Raw genomic sequence first — 17,602 nt, 5'->3', positions numbered from 1 at the left:
TAATGCATGTAAATTGGGGAGGAAAAGATTATGTTTCGATTTTTTAATCGTGTTCGTACCGTTGTCTCATCTGAATTAAATTCAATGCTTAATAAGGCAGAGGATCCTAGCAAAATGTTGGATCAATACATTTTAGACATGGAAAAAGATATTGCGGAGGTTGAAGCGGCTGTTGCTAAACAATTAGCAAATGACAAACTCCTAAAGAAACAATACGATGAATCAGCTGAACTTGTAGCCAAGCGAGAAGAACAAGCAATGAAAGCACTTGAATCAGGCGACGAGGATTTAGCTCGACGCGTATTGGAAGACAAAAACAAACAACAAAGTCAACGCGACTCACTTAAAGAAGCACATGATGAGGCTGCTCGTTTATCAGAGGAGTTAAAAGAGAAATTACGAGAAATGAAAGATGAATTTCGCGATATGAATATGAAAAAAGATTCGTTGAAAGCTCGTTCTGAAAGCGCAAAAGCTCGTTCAAAAGTAAATGAATCCATGTCTACCATTGGCTCTAGTGGTGCAAAAGGCGGTTTTAGCCGAATGGAAGAAAAAGTCATGCGTCAGGAAGCAGAAGCAGATGCGTCCGGAGAATTGCGTAGTGCAAACAAATCTCTAGACGATGAGCTTGCAGCACTTGACCGTAGCAGTGGCGTTGATGATGAGCTTGCAGCATTAAAAGCGAAACTTAATCAAAAAAGCGAATAACATCATTATCCTACCATTCTTTCAGAGGACGGTAGGATGTTTTTAGGTATGAACGAAAAGACGACCCATTTGATTTAGGTCGTCTTTCACCACTTTCAGTTATGACTAAAACTTACGTCCGCCACCTCTACCTTTAAAACTACTTCCTCCGCCTCGGCCTTTAAAACTACTCCCTCCACCGCGGGAGCCACCACGTGAAGAACCACCAGAGCCAAAGCCTCCACCTCTACCAACATTTCGAATCGTGTGCCTTGTCGCAGCAGATTGAGCGCTTTGTGCCATTCTTCTTTCCTCTTGGCGCATCTCATCAATGACTCGACGAGCAATATCGATTTCTTGTCTTGCGTGATCATATGCACCTTCGTGCAAATATTGTTTAACGTTCTTTTCAGCAGATTCAAATCTTCGTTTAAAAGAGGAGCCACTGAAACTTAGTGTCAATTTTCGAGCAACCTGCTGGTAAGAGGATGCTACATCTTGCCACTCTCGTTCTATTTGCTTTTTGTCTTTAATTAAACGGTCAATTTCCGCACGTAATCGATTAATCATTTGATTTGTTTCTTGCAATTGTTTTTCACTTGCCTGCAAATCAATTGGGGATTTGTTCATCAACTGCTCTACCGATTTGATAGAGCGTTCCACTTGTGAGGAGTCCGCTGTTCTGATGGAAAGATACTGTTGGCGAGCCTCTTTCTCAATCTCTTGAAGTTCTTGTCTCAAGCTGCTCAACTTCTTTTTCAAATCGCTTTTCTTTTTCTCAAGTGTTTCGTACGTATGAAAGCACTTGTTAAACAATGTATTCATTGTTTCAAAACGAGAAAGTACATCTTCCATCTCCGAGTAAGCTTGCTTATACTGCTGCTTATTTGAATCGATTAATGTAGAGATGGTTGGAAGTTTTCTAGCAACTTCAGTAGCGATTTCTTGTAATTCTTCATAAGCCTCGCTTAACCCATCCCAATGAATCACCGCATATGCGGAACGTAACTTTTCATATTCAACCTTAAATCTTCCATCAAGTTGTTGGAAACCTGGTAATTCGTTCATCAACTTCTTATGAGACTCAGTCGTTTGATCACGGTATTGAATAAGAAGTTCTACCCGTGTTTTTGCTTCCTTTATCGCTTGGGATATAGACTCAAAAAGTTGCTGTCCTCGCGCCGCATCACCTTCTGCCAAAACCCGTTCAAATTTTGGATAAGCATCTCGCGCTCCTTGAAGTAACGCATATGGATCTTCGTCAACCAACATGAGCCCTTCATCTTCTACAATCTGTTTCACTGTATTTTCTTGTTCGTCTGCTTGTGCATGTACCAACTTACTTTTCTCAATTAATGTATTAATGATTGAGACATGGATCTCGGTTAATTGGACCGCATCTTTACCACCATCAACTAATGCTGAAGCGGATAAGAAATCAAACGCATCTTCTGCTGCTATAACTTCACCTAATATCTTTTCCGCGTTTTCTACATCTTGAAATAATTTACCTAATGGTAAACCAGATGATTGTTGCACTTCTTCTACATGTTTTCGGACATCTTTAACACGCACCTCTAATTCCTTAATGAGTGCGGCTGTTTTCATCTCCTCTTCAATCATCACTTTCAAACGCTCTGTTTTATCTGCGAGCTCTTTTTCTTGTGAGTCAACGTTCTCATTGAATTGACGCAGTGTTTTCATGAATTCATCTTTCTTTATGCCTCTCACTTGATCGCCCCAACGATCAATTTCTTGCTCTTGGTCCTTAGCATTTGTTAAAAGTGTGAAGAACTCCTGCTGCAAATCAATAAACTGCTGCTGTGTTTTCCCTCTACTTAACTCACTTCGCTCATTCGCCTGGTGATATGGTTCGAGCACATCTGCTAATACGCGTTTTTGCCGACCTTTCAACTCTTCTGCCTGTTCAACTCGTTTCTTTTTCGCTCGACTCTTTGATACAAGCACTAGGACAAAAATGATAACTGCACCACCTGCAAAAATTCCTAGGAGCCAGTAAACAGCCACGGATGAGCTTGTTTGTAAGCTTTCAATATGGTTTATCAGATCCGTAACACCTTGTCCCATTTGACCATTTACCGCAGCAGGAATAAATGCTTCCTCAATAATTGCACTCTCATCACCTTCAATTAACTCATTGGCTTCGGTACCGTTCGTTACGCTTAAATAAATATCCGATGTATCTTCAACAATAAAAATGCTAAAATCGTAACCTTGAGAAGCTACCTCATCCATCAAAGAATTACCCGCTTCACTTACGTCTTGATTCCCTACTGTTGGTAAAGTTTGCACGTAATAATTAAAATATGTACCAGATCCCTCTGATTCAATTGCGTTTCTTTCATCCGCTGTAAAAAACTCCGCCTCATCATCAACAGCTACCTCAGCTATTGCTTGTGCAGGAAGGAGTGTAACCAACAGTAGGAGCATCACTGCAACGAACCAAATTCGTTTTCGTTTTATCATCTCTCCACTCTCCCCTTTACTTTCCTAACTTAATTATACGATACAATTCAGAAAGAAGTTCCATCATTTTGCATGAAGTGAATTTGCAACAAAAAATGTCAAGAAGCAATTAATTCCCTACACATTAAAAAGAAGCAGAGGGCTCTGCTTCTTTTACATCCATTTAAATTTCCATTTTTGCCCGCCTTTTATTTGTTGAAGCAATGGTCGGTCTTGTCTAATAACTCGCCCTACCACATTTACCCTTTCATCAGCTCGCAAATCACTTTTTGTAATTTGTACCTCGCCTTGATAACGTCCATAACGGTTGTTATCAACCGTAATTGTTCCCAAGGGCCTAGCAGCAGTATTTTCCGGCGTTACATTTCTTTTACCGTAAGTAGCCAAAGATCTGGATTCTGCCGACCTTAGCACATCACGTGCTTGATCATTACGATTTACATGTTCTTCTGCCAGGTTAGTGATATCATGGTTCACTTCTGCCCGTAATAAAATGCAGGCAGCTTCTAGAAATAAACGAAATTGTTCAATACTTTCATCCGAGAGTTCCAAATCCCCAACAAGAACTGTTTCAACACCTTCGCCTATAAACAAATCAAGAAATGCCGCGAAAGGAGACCATTCTCTATGGTCTTCCAAAGTAGGTAGTCTACTGTATAATGGTCCTCGTGGTACATCTCCAGGAATAAATGCCATAACCGAATAGCCATAGTCTTGCAGACGCTTATTTAATCGGCGAAAATCATCTCTTGCAAGCCCCGTTTCAGGACGAGGGTAGAAATTATGCCATACCTCTACATGATTTGGGGCGACACCAGCCTTACTTAAGGCTGCTATTTCTTCATCATGTAACGTACTAGCGTTTAAAATAATATCCATCTTCCTTGCAATTTTTGCTATTGTTTCTGGAGAAACCCCATAGTCGATCCTCAGGCCTGTCACACCCCAATCCTTAAGAGCGCTGACTTCATCCCACGTCATATTTAAATGTTCCAGTGACTGAGGTGAGACATCACACACGAGCTCCATATCATGATGTTTTGCAAACATCGCTATTTGCTGTAATCGTTCCGCATAGAGTGAGGCATCGTCTTCAGGAATATGCAATGAAGTAAAAAGTACTTTGAACCCATTTGCTTTTACTTTTTGTAAATATGTTTCTTGCTCTGAAAAAGGTTGAGCCAAATAGACAGAAACGCCTAGTTTCATCTTTTCATCACCGCCAAACGATTATATATCCTTCGCCATTTCATCTTTAAACCCAAACAAATAAGTAAAAATAAAACCAAATACATAAGCAAGCGCTATGCCTATTAAGTATTGTAAATACTTTCCTTCTGCGATTAATGGTGTAAGCGATAATCCAGAAACTCCTATTCCTAGAGCACCAGTCGCAAACATTGCTTGCACAGCGCCTCCAATAGCTGCTCCCATACTAGCTGTAATAAACGGACGACCAAGTGGCAAAGTGACACCATAAAGCAATGGTTCACCAATTCCAAGAAACCCAACCGGCAGACCACCCTTAATAACATTACGCAAGCGTTGATTGCGAGTTTTTATAAAGATAGCGATCGCAGCACCTACTTGACCGGCGCCAGCCATAGCAAGAATTGGCAGCAAGGTTGTAAAACTAAATGCGTTAATTAACTCCGCATGAATTGGTGTAAGTCCATGATGAAGACCAACCATGACAAGCGGCAAGAAAAATCCAGCCATTAATGCGCCAGCAAGCGGACCTCCAAAACTTAAAACTGCATTAATTCCTGATGTAATTCCCTCTGCTAGCACACCTGCTACAGGCATAATTGCATAGATAGAGAGGGCACCTACAATAAGGACGGTAAAAAGTGATGTGAAAATAATATCAACTGACCGAGGAATGATTTTACGGATATGCCGCTCAAAGAAAACCATCAACCATGCAGCAAAAATCACTCCAAACAAACCGCCTCGTCCTGGCTGCAGTTCCTCACCAAAGATCGTCACATCTGCCAGAGCAGGATTAAAAATAAACATCCCCGCAATTGCTCCAAGTACAGGAGTACCACCAAACTCTTTCGCCGTATTCCACCCGACCATAATGGCTAAGTACGTAAATAATCCACCACCAAGAATCGTCATTAATTGTAACCACGTGTGATCCGCTGCCTGTACACCAGTATTAATAATAAATTGAGCGACACCATTAATGATTCCTGATGCGACAAGGCCTGGAATTAACGGGATAAAGATATTCCCAAGCCTACGCAAGAATTGTTTAAATGGCGTCTTGTTTTTCTTTTTCCTATCTGCTTGATCTATAGCGCTTTTCTCTTCAAAGGACAATTCCATTTGAGGTCCAATCATGGTTTTCATTTCATTTGTAACTACATTCACCGTTCCCGGTCCAACCACTACTTGCCATGTGTCATCTTCGACAACACCCATGACCCCATCAATTTTTTTTAATTCATCTTTATTTACGAGAGCATCGTCTTTAGCAGCAATACGAACACGTGTCATACAGTTTGTTAAGCTCTCGATATTTTCTTTTCCACCAACATGTTTTAGAATCTCAGAAGCCATGCGCTGATCTTTGTTCACCAAAACCGCCCCCTTTCAACGTTATTTATCTACTGTTTTCCGAATAAACCCTTTATTTTCTTTTAGTTGGTTAACCGCTTCATCATAGTTACAACCAAGTAAAACCATCACAATCGCTGTTTTCACATGCCCTTTTGCTTTTTCAAAAGCGACATTTGCCTCTTCATAACTAGCCTCAGTTGCTTCCATAATAATACGCTTTGAACGCTCAACTAATTTTTTGTTTGTTGGCTGTACATCTACCATAAGATTTTGATAGACTTTTCCAACCCCAATCATTGACGTGGTTGAAATCATATTTAAGACAAGCTTTTGAGCTGTACCAGCTTTTAATCGAGTAGAACCAGTCAATACTTCAGGACCCGTTTCCAGCTCAATCGCTACGGAAGCATATTGACTCATTTCTGCCCCTTTGTTACAACAAATGGACACCGTACTTACTCCCCGCTTCTCTGCTGCTTTTAGCAAACCAATTGCATAAGGTGTTCGACCACTTGCTGCAAGAGCGACTACTGTATCTTCAGGGGATATGGATAGATTGTCACATTCCATTGCCCCAGCTTCCTCACTATCTTCAGCACCTTCTACAGCTTCCGTAAATGCTTTATCGCCTCCCGCAATAACCCCTCTTACCATATCGTTTGAAACACCAAATGTTGGTTTACACTCTACCGCGTCAAGTACACCTAAACGTCCTGACGTCCCTGCTCCAGCGTAAATTAATCGCCCACCTTTTTCGAAAGAACGAATAACAAGCTTTACTGCTTCTTCAATTCGAGGAAGTTCCTGAGCAATCGTCTCTGGTACTTTTGCATCTTCATAATTCATCGTTTTTAGAATTTCAGATACGTTCATACAATCAAGATGCATTGTATCCGGATTCCGTGTTTCCGTTTTCAATTTATCTAGCATCACTTCAACCCCTTTTTGACTATAGAATTATTGTAATTGTACGTATATTATCCTTTTACTAAAATTAAATGTCAACACAATTAAATAAATAAAGTAATTATATTTCAGTTCCTTTTATCTAATTATCCGTAGATTGTTTTCGTTGAATGAAAATGGTACTGTCATAGGGAAAAGAAAAGGCAATAACAACTAGGTATGGAGGGAAAAAGGTGAATAAAATAAGGGTAACCATTATTGCTCCTTACGAAGGGTTACTTGAAATAATCAAAAGAATTAGCCCACAATTCCACGGACTCGATGTTGATGTTCATGTTGCCGATTTACAGGAATCTGTCCCCCTATTAACTTCTGGTATAGAGACATATACAGATCTTTATATTAGCCGAGGTGGTACCGCAAACGTCGTCCGTAACTACACAAATAAACCAGTCATTGAAATCCCAATATCTGGTTACGATATTTTACGTATGATTTTGCTTTTCCAAGCTGAATCAGATCACACTGAAATCATTGCATTTGAGAACATCTCACACAATTTCAATAAAATATCTGAATTAATAGAGACAGATCTTCCGATTACAGCAGTTACTTCTGTAGAGCAGGTAGAACCAGCAATATTGCATGCTAAATCAATCGGTCGCAGGATAATTGTTGGTGATGTTATTACTGTTAACCTCGCTAAAAAACATGGACTTGACGGCATTTTGATTACATCAGGAGAAGAATCCGTACACACTGCACTTGAACAAGCAGAGTTATTAGGTTCATCAATAGCTCAAAATAAAAGACATAATTCTTTGCTTCAATTAGCATTTGAACAATCAAGTGACACCTTTTTTATTATGAATAGAAAAGGGCGCGTATTAACAAAAAGTTACACCTTCTTACATTCGTATGATCAGATCGCGCTAGAGCTATTCGTGGAAAAAGTAAATACCGCACTTAAACAAAAAGAAACTTCTACCGTTATCGCGGACTTAAATGAACCACTACAACTAACAATAAAAGAAATCGACTTAGCCAACGAAAAAGTCTTTTATGTCTCTTTACAAAACATCGAGCATACTTCACTTTTAAAGATTAATCGTATTCAAACAAAACACCTTACTTGTTCTCTCGTCTTAGGAAGTAATGATCAACTAATAGAGTCGTTTAACGAGGCGAGTAATAAGAAAGCAACCATGATTATAAGTCCCGCCGGATCTGGAGAAGAAGTTCTTGCTAAAGCATTGTTACCTAAACATGCTTTTGTTGTTGACGCATCTTCTCTCCTAGTCGCTACGGATATCGACTATAAGAGCCTTCCGTTATATGTGAAAAATTGGAACGTTCTACCAGAGACCGAACAGTTAAATCTCATCCGATTTATTCAATCTTCATCCGAAAAGATTGTAGTCCATAGCGACCACCCCCTTTCTATTACAGATGATTTGTATACCATTCAACTTCCTTCACTTCTTGATCGTAAACAAGAATGGAATCAGTTTGTCAGAAGATTAATCGGAGAAGCAAATCAATTATATGGAAAGCAAGTGATTGGATACCGAGGTGAATTACCTACCATCGCCTTGCAACGGTTTGACTGGCTAATTGAGTACGTGTTTTTTCAGGTGAAAACATCTATGCAACCTTATATTTATCTATCAGAAACAAAAAGCAATCCCATCTCTTTGAATAAGTCATTGGAAGAAATTGAAAAAGAAATCATTAAACACGTTTTGACTGAAGAAGATTTTAATCAATCGAAAGCAGCAGAGCGCTTACAAATTAACCGAACAACGCTGTGGAGAAAACTGAAATAACGTTGCATAATGCAACGTTATTTCAGTTTTTACTTGTTTTTTTAAAAAGAAAGCGTATTATTCTTTATGTAAGCGATCTTATTTTATGTCACTTCACAGAAGTGTTGAAAAATGAAACAGAAAGAAGGTATACTGATGAGGTTAAAACAGTCAATTGAAAAAGTTCCCGGCGGGATGATGGTCGTCCCTCTACTTTTGGGCGCCTTAATAAATACAGTTGCTCCAGATATGCTAAGGATTGGAAATTTCACACAAGCATTGTTTGTTGATGGAGCGACAACATTAATTGCACTTTTCCTTTTATGTGCAGGTTCGCAAATTAATGTACGTAGTTTCGGTGTTTCTTTTGGAAAAGGATTCACCTTACTTTTAGTCAAATGGATATTCGGTGGAGCTATCGGTGCCGTTATTTATTTACTTGCAGGTGGTCCTGAAGGATTATTTCTTGGGTTAGCGCCAATTGCAGTAATCGCTGCAATGACAAATTCAAATGGCGGTCTCTATGTAGCTTTAGCTGGCCAATATGGAAAAGGCGAAGATAAAGCAGCTTATTCTGTTCTAGCAATGAACGATGGTCCCTTATTCACGATGCTGACGCTTTCTTTTGTAGGCGCAATGGGTGTGCAAAGCGGCTATTTCTCTGTAACAGCATTTATCGGCGTGCTTCTGCCTATTTTTATCGGTTTTGTATTAGGAAACATTGATGAAGATATTCGTACTTTCCTTGGAAAAGGGAGCGATATGTTAATTCCATTCTTCGCTTTTGCACTGGGAATGAACATCAGTTTTTCATCCATCATCGAAGGTGGACTACCTGGTATAGCACTCGGCGTTCTTGTTGTTCTTGTTACTGGAATTAGCGGATATTGGATCTTTAAATTATTTAAATGGAACCCGCTTGTTGGTGCTGCCGAAGGTTCAACAGCAGGAAATGCCGTTGCTACCCCTGCAGCAATTGCCGCAGCAAGCTCCGCGTTTGCTTATAATGTAGAACTTGCGACTGTGCAAGTTGCAGCCAGCGTCGTAACAACAGCTATACTGCTTCCTCTCTTTGTTGGCTTCCTCGCAAAACGACTAGAGAAAAAAGGAAAGTTACCAGAAGAAGCGAAGCAACAAACGTAAATGTAAGGAGAAATGAATAATGGAGATTACTATTATTGCAGATGATTTAACTGGGGCAAATGATAGCGGTGTCCAGCTCGCTAAAGCAGGCCTAGACACCGTTGTCTGGCTTGATGGAGGCGGAGACGGCTCCACGAGTGCTGAAGCCGTTATCGTGGACACCAATTCACGCGCTCTCCAGCCAAGTGAGGCAAAAGAGACTATCCAAAAGACAATGGCTAAGCTAAATAAATTAGCCCCTAAAATGATCTTTAAAAAAGTTGATTCAACCCTACGTGGAAATGTAGGGGCTGAACTTGAAGCAATGATTGAAGAGTGTGAACCTGATTATGTCTTTCTCGCACCTACTTTCTTGCCAAATAAACGCATTGTTGAACAAGGCATCCTATACGTAAATGGACAGCCAATTGGTGAAACAGAGTTTGCTAAAAACGAAGCAGACCCTGTCGTTCACTCAGCCATTTGCGATCATGTCGGCAAACAGTTTAACGGAACGATGGAAGTTATCACAGAACAGATATGGGATAAAAATGATGCTGACATCCTTAAGTGGCTAAAAGAAAAACAAGGAACGGGCCCCACAGTTTTTGTCTGTGATGCCCGTTCGCCTCAAACATTGAGACGAATTGCCACTTTTTCTGAAGCACAACAAGAGCAGATTCTGCTAGCCGGGTCTGCTGGATTGTCAGAAGCGCTAACTCATTCAATTAATGGAAAAAGCAAACAACCCCTTAAATCAAATCATGGGGCAGACCCGATTTTATATTTAGTCGGCAGCATGAGTGAAGTGAGTAAATACCAAGTTGCTAGTTTATTGCAGCAAGAAAAGGCAGTAGGCATTCGCCTTGACGCAAGCAAAGCGGTTCATGAAGACCCATATATACAAGCACTTGAGTATGAACGCATCATACAAGAAGCAAAAAAAGTATTGATGAATCAGCAAATTCCTGTTGTCTATTCAGGAACCACACGGGCCGAGATCGATGCTGTTTATACGTATGCAGAACAAGAACAAATTCCGCTTCATAAATTAGCGAAGCGCATCGTTAATGTTCTCGCCGTCGTAGGTGAAGCTTTAATGGACTCATTTACATTCCAAGCGGTCATCATGACAGGCGGAGATACAGCAAAAGCACTTTGTAGCCGCATGAAAATAGATGAACTTCGTTTGCTTGATGAGTTTGAAGCAGGCATTCCGGTTGCTCAATTTCCCGGGAAGTATAAAAACACGTATGCAATCACAAAAGCAGGCGCGTTCGGAACGAAAAAGACGTTTTCCAACCTATATGACTTTTTTATGGAAGGGGCAACAAAATGATGAAGCCAATTATCGGAATTACAATGGGAGATGCTGCAGGAGTTGGTCCAGAAATTATTGCAAAAGCATTCGCCCATGAAACTATTTTTGAAACAGGGCGACCTTTCGTTATTGGGGATGTTGCACTAATTGAACGAGCAGTTGACATTACCGAAACTGAATTAAATGTCGTCGGTGTTTCTGATGTCACAGAATGCGTGTTTGAACCAGGCACGATTGAAGTACTTGATTTACGCCTGCTAACGAACACATTACCATTTGGCAAAGTAAGTGAAGAAGCCGGGAATGCAGCTTTCCGTTATGTAGAACGAGCTGTCGAGTTAGCCAAAGACAAGAAAATAAACGCTATCTGTACGGCACCTCTAAATAAAGAAGCCATGCAAAAAGCGGGTCATATGTACCCAGGTCACACAGAAATACTAGCAGAGTTAACAGATACAACAGATTTCTCGATGATGCTTTCTGCACCAAACTTAAAAGTCATTCATCTAACAACACATGTAGGCTTACGCAAAGCGATTGATATGATTAATCCAGACCGTACACACAAGGTTATAAGCCTGGCTGATGAAACACTTAAGAATGCAGGCAATTCAAATCCTAAAATCGCCGTTTGTGGGATTAACCCTCATGCTGGCGAGAATGGCCTGTTTGGTGAGGGAGAGGAAGAAGAAAAACTCATTCCTGCGATCAAACAAGCTCAAAAAGAAGGCATAAACGTCGAAGGTCCTTACCCAGCGGATACGTTGTTTTTCCGTGCCGCTCGAGGAGATTTTGATATCGTTATTGCGTGTTATCATGACCAGGGACATGTTCCTATTAAAGTAATGGGTCTTGAAGCGGGAGTAAACATTACCGTTGGTCTAAAAGGCGGGATTGTACGTACATCAGTCGATCACGGAACCGCTTTTGACATCGCCGGGAAAAATATTGCAGATGAGCGCAGCTTACTCGCTGCTTATCGTGATGCCGTTGAACTCGCACCCAAATAAATAGCTAAACAAAAAACAAACACCACTTATGCAGTGCATAAGTGGTGTTTGTTTTTAAAACTCAATGACAATCTTACCAGAAGCATGCCCTGTTTCACTTTCAGCATGGGCATCTCTTAGTCCTTTTTCTCCAAAAGAGAAAGTTTTGTCAATCACTACTCTAACTTGGCTTTCTTCGATTAATGATGCCAATTCTTTCAATTGACTTCCATCAGGCTCAAGCCAGACACCGTAGGCTTTCACACCATATCGGGTCGCCTCTTCTTCATCTGGTTGACCGACAATCGTTACAAGTCGCCCTGCTCCTTTTTTTAACACTTGATAACTAGAAGACTGAACTTCGCCACCAATCGTATCAAATACAACATCTACTTCTGAAAGAACCTGTGTGAAATCTTCATTCTTATAATCAATCACTTCATCAACTCCAAGTGATTTTACAAGTTCATGGTTGTGGGCACTTGCTGTTGTATACACGTATGCACCAACATGTTTGGCTAATTGAATTGCAAATGTACCAACCCCTCCTGCGCCGCCATGAATGAGCACCTTTTCACCTTTTTTTAGCTTTGCATTTGTAAAGAGGGATTGCCACGCTGTTAAACCCGCTAACGGGACAGCAGCGGCCTCCTTAGCAGTAAGGTTGTCAGGGATAAAGGATAGCAGGTTTGCATCAACTGCTGTATATTCAGCGTATGTTCCAAAACGAGTTGTCGCCGGTCGAGCAAAAACACGGTCTCCTACTTGCCAATTCGACACGCCATCTCCAACTTCCTCAATCACTCCAGCAACATCCCACCCTAAAATAATTGGAAACTCCCAGTCCAACATCTCTTTTAAATAGCCCTCTCTTAGCTTCCAATCAATTGGGTTAATTGATGTCGCTTCTGCTTTAACAACCACTTGGTTCTTCTTCGGTTTTGGCTTCTCTATTTCTACTTCTTTTAATTGGTCTTTTCCACCATATTCGTTAATTATAACTGCTTTCATTTATTATCCACTCCTTCTTCTCTTATTATTGTGTTCCCAATTACCTATTTTTTAATCTAGTTACGCCTCGTTTCTACTTTTTTTACTATATAATGACAGGAGTTTCCTTCTTAGAAAGAAGGTGTTCAGCATGAAATATATTGAATTAGGATTCGGCAATAAGTGGAATCTTCGAACGGAAATTGAACTTCCAGATGGGGAGAAAATTGAAGTACGAGGAGTGAGTGGACCTATTCAATCCCCTTTATCTCCGGATTTGGATTGGGCAGCGTGTATGAATTATTGATACTGTTGAAGGTTTTAAACAAACTAATAAGAAAAACAAAAACGTGAAAGTTCTTATCGGCATCTCCAGCTTATAAAAAGGAGTTTGCCCTAGTAAGGTGCAAACTCCTCTAATCAACACTTAATTGCTGCTGTACTAACTCTTTATATAACGGGTGTCCTTCAAGCAACTCATGGTGGGTTCCTGAACCCGTAACAGTCCCCTCTTCAAGCACAATAAGCTGATCGGCATGCCTTACAGTCGCAAGCCGATGAGCAATAACAAGTGTCGTGCGTCCAACCATCAACCGCTCAAGCGCCTCCTGAACTAGCTTTTCTGATGAACTATCAAGGTGGGCAGTTGCTTCATCCAATAATAAAATCTCCGGATCACGCACCATTGCTCTCGCAATGGCAAGACGTTGTCGTTGCCCGCCAGATAAACGGATGCCCCGTTCGCCAACTTCCGTCTCTAATCGGTTAGGGAGAGTCGCTACAAACGAGTCTAAATTCGCATCTGAAATGGCTTGTTCAAGCCGTGCCTCTTCTACGTGATCAAGACCGTATGTTAAATTATCTCGAATGGAACCATACATCATCGGAGAGTCCTGGGAGACATAAGCAATTTTATTACGCCATTCCGGTAAGGGAATCCCTAGAATCGATTTACCTTTATACTGAATGTCACCCTCACTTGGTTGATAGAATCGCTCAATTAACGAAAACAACGTTGTTTTCCCCGCACCACTCGGACCAACAAATGCAGTCATTTTCCCTATCGGTGCTTCAAAGGAAACATGGTTTAGTATCGATTTATCCTCATTGTATTGAAATGAAACACCCGAAAATAGTAACGCTTCTTTCTGTTCACCAAGTGAAAGGGAATCGTGTACATTCGGCTCTAGATCGGCTTGCAAGATTGTATTCATTCTTTCACTCGCGCCCAGCGCTTTTTGAAGTTGCGTAAAGAAATTGGCCATCTGTGTAAACGGCATAGATATTTGAAATAAGTAAAAAATAATTGCAACAAGTGCACCAGCAGTTAACGTCCCTGCAGCCACACGTATACCTCCATAGCCAAAAATAACAACAAGCATAATGAGCATTAAACTCATCATCAATGGTTGAATAATAGCCATAATCTTGCCTTCTTTTATACCAAAACGAAACAATTTCGTCATACGCACAAGACCTGTGTTTTTCTCTTGTTCTTCTGCAAGTGATGCCTTCACTAAACGAATATCGGCCAAAACACGTCCTAAATCTCCTTGGAACGATGCTGTTTCATCTTGCAGCGACCGCGATACTTTGTACATGCGGCGACCAAGCGGCATCATAATTAGTAATGAAGCAGGGACAACAGCTAACATCATTAAGGTTATTTTCCAATCAAGCACAAACAAAATAACAACCGAACCAATAATTGATATAGTTCCTGAAATAAACGGGATAAGCTGAATCGTCATAAAATCTTTGATCACAAGTGTATCATTGGTCATTCTACTCATCATTTCTCCAGAAGAATGGCGATCAAAAAAGGATATCGGTAGATGTACAATTCGTTTCCACGCCGTTTCTCGCAAAGAGAGCACGACACGCTGACCGATATAAACCATTGTATAAATGGCAAAAGCAGACATAATTAGCTGAGCAATAAAGACCCCAGCAAGAAGACCAATGGTCCGCCCATCTAACCCGGTTATTGTCATTTCGTCAATGAAGTTCATCGTTAAAAGAGGCACAATCAACGCCAAACATGTTTCTACAATCACTAACACTACAGCTAAAAAGAGTAATGATGTTTTAGGCAAAAACGGCTTCATCATTAACCAGAAATGTTTCATACTAAGTGATTGAGGTTGTTTAACTTCCATTAAGATCAATTCCTTCTGCTTTATAGTAAATGGATATTGCAGATTGTATATATCCATCAAGCTCTTGTGGGAACGGCATCGCAAACAAGGCTTGATGATCGATAATAAAGGAATCACCCTGCTTTATAATTTCCGTTGCCAGAGCGTCATTAGGGATCAATGAGATCAAGTCCTTTACCAAGCGTTGTACTTCTGTACTTGAGGCGTCAAGACCATGCTTTAACGCAACCTTCATCCCTTTATAAAAACGTGCCACTTCTAAATCAGCTTTCTTTTGGACAACAGGGTCCTCATAGTCACCCAAAAAGGCTTCATAGTAATCCTTTGACATGTATTCTTTTAGTACGTTGATTTGCGATTGTTCCCGCCTGAAGGCATCCAACATGACAAACAAAAAATCATCTATTTCTTCTGTCTGGTTTTCCTCTGCCTGATAGATGTGTTCTGTTCGTTCAATTGTTTTAAGAACTTCGTCAATTTCGTTTCTTTTTTGTTCTAATAGATGTTTCTGTAGTTGAAGCATAGCTTGCGGACTTACACGCAAATCTCCTAGTAAGTTCTTTGTCTCTTCAAGCGACATACCAAGATGCTTACAAACCAGGATTTGTTGGTACTTCTCCCACTCTTCATGTGTATAAATTTTTTGTCCTCTTGTATTTCGCTTTTCTGGTTGTAATAAACGGATACTATCATAGTAACGAAGCGTCCGTACTGTTGTACCAACTCGTTTTGCAAATTGTCCAATTGTCTCTTCCATGGCGAGCCTCCTATCCCACTATTGTACCCAATGACGTTACGTCACAGGCAATAGAAAGTTTCTCTTACAAACAAAAAGACACACCTCTTTTGAAAACCAGCGAAGAAAAGATAATCCCTTTAATTACACAAATTACGCCATAATCATGACATCAACCTAGTTCCACCATCTAATTCAATCCATCCATACTTTATGCCATTCTTCTTTAGGAACCTAATTTGCTTTAGCTGTTCTATTTTTGACACTTCACTAAGCTAATTTGGCCATCCCTCACTTCATATACGCCGCCAATGCCTTCAACTGCCTGAATAACGTTATTTTGTACATATATATCCCCGTTCGTTCATCGATACCATAATTGTTCTTTTTTTTAAAACAATTAGTCATTTTAAGCAAGTGAGCTTCTTCTCCCCATTCACTATAATGAACAGCCAAAGCGGTATTTACCATCAGGCCTAACCCGTCACGGTGCTTCATTACCTGTTCATCATTATCTTGAGGTGAGAGAATGCTTTCTTCCATACTAATTAGTGCTCCAGCAGAAAAACCCGCAACCGGTTTCCCCTCGTAAAATAGGCGTTTTATTTCGCCCTTAATGGAGTTTCTCCACAATTTCGTCTATGTAGCGATCAGTTACACCGCCTCCTATAATAATGGCTTCACTTCTTCGTAACTCATCAATCACTGCATAAGTAGATGTAGCTGGCAGTGATAAAAAAAACAAACTCAAAACCATATTGTTCAAGTTCTCTCATATAATTTGGTCGATAAGTTTCCCATCCAGGACGAGATATAAACAAAACAGAACACCGTCTGCCTTTGTCTTTTACTAGGAATGCAAAATGTTTTGCTAAAGATGATAAAAAGGGCGGGCCACTACCAAATAAAAATAGATGTGTATCCATTCAGACTTCCTCACCTTCTATACATGTTGTATATATCGTAAGCATAGAATGACATAAGCGCAATGCAATTTTCTATTTAGTTAAAATTCTTATCAACATATTTCTCCATAAAAATAAGGAGTACCTCTAAAGGCACTCCTTATCCATTAATCTTGTTCCGTTTCAATTATATCCCCAGAACTAGCATCTATTTTTATTTCATAGTCTTCGTTATCTGTCTCAATCGTCACTTCATAATAAGTCATGTCATTCTCTCGATCCAACTTCCAACCATCAACGATCCCTTCTGTTTCTGCCAATGCAATGTCAATCGCTTCCTGAGCATCTAATATTCCATCAAGATCTAGCTCCTCCTCTGCACGTTCTGTTCCTCCAGCGTCTTTAGAGTCTAAAGCTTCTTCTTTTTCATTTGATCGATCTCCAGTATCTGCATCCACGTGTAGTTCGTATTCTGTCTCATCGTCCATACCTTCGATTTCATATCTCCACGTACTAAAATCGGAGTCAAAATCAATCGTTGTGATTGAAGCACCCGGATAGGCTTGTTCAAATTCCGTAATTGCAGCTTCTAAATCAACCTGAAAATCATTCATATTTAGTTGGTTCTGGTTATTATCTGCTTCAGTATTTTGTTCTTGTTCTTCATTCATATCAGGTTCAGTTGTCGGTGTCGGTTCTTCCTCACCTTGATTACAGCCAGCCAAAGCTAAAGCAGCTACTGTCGCTGCTATTGATAGTTGCCATTTGTTCATCTTCATTCTCCTTTTAATTGCATTTAAATGTGGTCCTATCTATTATTCTCCACATTCGTTAAATTAAAACACATTATTCATCTAAATAGTTTGTAGCATTATGAAAACTAGCATGATCTATTACGTGATGGATCATGCTGGTTTCCTAGGTCTA

16 protein-coding genes are annotated in these 17,602 nt (G+C 40.2%); 6 read left to right on the top strand and 10 right to left on the bottom strand.

Annotated elements, in window-relative coordinates:
- Nucleotides 1-30: 30 nt before the first annotated feature.
- Nucleotides 31-708, top strand: coding sequence for a PspA/IM30 family protein (locus BK584_RS16145; protein WP_078393517.1), 678 nt, complete (start codon nt 31-33; stop codon nt 706-708).
- Between the two features lie 105 nt (nt 709-813).
- On the opposite strand, the gene BK584_RS16140 is transcribed toward BK584_RS16145, so the two are convergent.
- The 4 genes from BK584_RS16140 to murQ form a co-directional block, all read right to left on the bottom strand.
- Nucleotides 814-3,174, bottom strand: a complete 2,361-nt coding sequence (locus tag BK584_RS16140; protein ID WP_078393516.1) for a septation ring formation regulator EzrA — start codon at nt 3,172-3,174, stop codon at nt 814-816.
- Nucleotides 3,175-3,327: 153 nt separating this feature from the next.
- A complete protein-coding gene (locus tag BK584_RS16135; RefSeq protein ID WP_078393515.1) occupies nt 3,328-4,383 on the bottom strand; it encodes a DUF871 domain-containing protein in 1,056 nt (351 codons plus the stop codon).
- A gap of 21 nt (nt 4,384-4,404) precedes the next feature.
- Nucleotides 4,405-5,760, bottom strand: a complete 1,356-nt coding sequence (locus BK584_RS16130) for a PTS transporter subunit EIIC (RefSeq protein WP_078393514.1) — start codon at nt 5,758-5,760, stop codon at nt 4,405-4,407.
- Nucleotides 5,761-5,781: 21 nt separating this feature from the next.
- The gene (gene murQ, locus BK584_RS16125) at nt 5,782-6,675 is read right to left on the bottom strand and encodes an N-acetylmuramic acid 6-phosphate etherase (RefSeq protein ID WP_281255760.1); all 894 of its coding nucleotides are present in this window, start codon (nt 6,673-6,675) and stop codon (nt 5,782-5,784) included.
- A gap of 206 nt (nt 6,676-6,881) precedes the next feature.
- Between murQ and BK584_RS16120 the strand changes: the two genes are divergently transcribed.
- The 4 genes from BK584_RS16120 (at nt 6,882) to pdxA (ending at nt 11,906) form a co-directional block, all read left to right on the top strand.
- Complete coding sequence (locus tag BK584_RS16120; RefSeq protein ID WP_078393512.1) at nt 6,882-8,474, top strand: sigma-54-dependent Fis family transcriptional regulator; 1,593 nt, start codon at nt 6,882-6,884, stop codon at nt 8,472-8,474.
- Between the two features lie 135 nt (nt 8,475-8,609).
- A complete protein-coding gene (locus BK584_RS16115; RefSeq protein ID WP_078393511.1) occupies nt 8,610-9,596 on the top strand; it encodes a 2-keto-3-deoxygluconate permease in 987 nt (328 codons plus the stop codon).
- A gap of 19 nt (nt 9,597-9,615) precedes the next feature.
- Nucleotides 9,616-10,914: a four-carbon acid sugar kinase family protein gene (locus tag BK584_RS16110; protein WP_078393510.1), complete on the top strand. Its 1,299-nt coding sequence runs from the start codon at nt 9,616-9,618 to the stop codon at nt 10,912-10,914.
- Entirely contained in the window at nt 10,914-11,906 is a 993-nt protein-coding gene (gene pdxA, locus BK584_RS16105; protein ID WP_078395679.1) for a 4-hydroxythreonine-4-phosphate dehydrogenase PdxA, read from the top strand. The genes BK584_RS16110 and pdxA overlap by 1 nt, the downstream gene beginning before the upstream one ends.
- A 54-nt stretch (nt 11,907-11,960) precedes the next feature.
- On the opposite strand, the gene BK584_RS16100 is transcribed toward pdxA, so the two are convergent.
- Complete coding sequence (locus tag BK584_RS16100; protein ID WP_078393509.1) at nt 11,961-12,896, bottom strand: NADP-dependent oxidoreductase; 936 nt, start codon at nt 12,894-12,896, stop codon at nt 11,961-11,963.
- A gap of 130 nt (nt 12,897-13,026) precedes the next feature.
- On the opposite strand from BK584_RS16100, the gene BK584_RS16095 reads away from it, so the two are divergent.
- Nucleotides 13,027-13,182 carry a DUF3977 family protein gene (locus BK584_RS16095; RefSeq protein ID WP_245808883.1) on the top strand — a complete coding sequence of 52 codons (156 nt, stop codon included), beginning with the start codon at nt 13,027-13,029 and terminating at the stop codon, nt 13,180-13,182.
- 109 nt (nt 13,183-13,291) lie between these two features.
- Here the strand turns inward: BK584_RS16095 and BK584_RS16090 are convergent, their stop codons facing one another.
- From BK584_RS16090 to BK584_RS16070, 5 genes are all read right to left on the bottom strand, one after another.
- Nucleotides 13,292-15,034, bottom strand: coding sequence for an ABC transporter ATP-binding protein (locus tag BK584_RS16090; RefSeq protein WP_078393508.1), 1,743 nt, complete (start codon nt 15,032-15,034; stop codon nt 13,292-13,294).
- The gene (locus BK584_RS16085; RefSeq protein ID WP_078393507.1) at nt 15,024-15,791 is read right to left on the bottom strand and encodes a MerR family transcriptional regulator; all 768 of its coding nucleotides are present in this window, start codon (nt 15,789-15,791) and stop codon (nt 15,024-15,026) included. The genes BK584_RS16090 and BK584_RS16085 overlap by 11 nt, the downstream gene beginning before the upstream one ends.
- Nucleotides 15,792-16,061: 270 nt before the next feature.
- On the bottom strand, nt 16,062-16,403 hold the full coding sequence (locus tag BK584_RS16080) for a Type 1 glutamine amidotransferase-like domain-containing protein (protein ID WP_078393506.1): 342 nt from the start codon (nt 16,401-16,403) through the stop codon (nt 16,062-16,064).
- Entirely contained in the window at nt 16,384-16,536 is a 153-nt protein-coding gene (locus BK584_RS24695; RefSeq protein ID WP_169871305.1) for a hypothetical protein, read from the bottom strand. The genes BK584_RS16080 and BK584_RS24695 overlap by 20 nt, the downstream gene beginning before the upstream one ends.
- Before the next feature lie 306 nt (nt 16,537-16,842).
- On the bottom strand, nt 16,843-17,448 hold the full coding sequence (locus BK584_RS16070) for a PepSY domain-containing protein (RefSeq protein ID WP_169871304.1): 606 nt from the start codon (nt 17,446-17,448) through the stop codon (nt 16,843-16,845).
- Nucleotides 17,449-17,602: the final 154 nt, after the last annotated feature.

The organism is Shouchella patagoniensis, from assembly GCF_002019705.1.
GTDB classification, from domain to species: Bacteria; Bacillota; Bacilli; order Bacillales; family Bacillaceae_D; genus Shouchella; species Shouchella patagoniensis.
Note: the sequence above shows the minus strand (reverse complement) of the source record. Positions and strands in the feature narration are given on the sequence as shown.

Excerpts from the sequence above, each read along its gene's own strand:
- BK584_RS16085 (WP_078393507.1), bottom strand. The coding sequence starts at position 15,791 with ATGGAAGAGACAATTGGACAATTTGCAAAACGAGTTGGTACAACAGTA.
- BK584_RS16100 (WP_078393509.1), bottom strand. The coding sequence starts at position 12,896 with ATGAAAGCAGTTATAATTAACGAATATGGTGGAAAAGACCAATTAAAA.
- BK584_RS16115 (WP_078393511.1), top strand. The coding sequence starts at position 8,610 with ATGAGGTTAAAACAGTCAATTGAAAAAGTTCCCGGCGGGATGATGGTC.
- BK584_RS16140 (WP_078393516.1), bottom strand. The coding sequence starts at position 3,174 with ATGATAAAACGAAAACGAATTTGGTTCGTTGCAGTGATGCTCCTACTG.
- pdxA (WP_078395679.1), top strand. The coding sequence starts at position 10,914 with ATGAAGCCAATTATCGGAATTACAATGGGAGATGCTGCAGGAGTTGGT.
- BK584_RS16090 (WP_078393508.1), bottom strand. The coding sequence starts at position 15,034 with ATGGAAGTTAAACAACCTCAATCACTTAGTATGAAACATTTCTGGTTA.
- BK584_RS16070 (WP_169871304.1), bottom strand. The coding sequence starts at position 17,448 with ATGAACAAATGGCAACTATCAATAGCAGCGACAGTAGCTGCTTTAGCT.
- BK584_RS16145 (WP_078393517.1), top strand. The coding sequence starts at position 31 with ATGTTTCGATTTTTTAATCGTGTTCGTACCGTTGTCTCATCTGAATTA.
- BK584_RS16135 (WP_078393515.1), bottom strand. The coding sequence starts at position 4,383 with ATGAAACTAGGCGTTTCTGTCTATTTGGCTCAACCTTTTTCAGAGCAA.
- BK584_RS16095 (WP_245808883.1), top strand. The coding sequence starts at position 13,027 with ATGAAATATATTGAATTAGGATTCGGCAATAAGTGGAATCTTCGAACG.
- BK584_RS16110 (WP_078393510.1), top strand. The coding sequence starts at position 9,616 with ATGGAGATTACTATTATTGCAGATGATTTAACTGGGGCAAATGATAGC.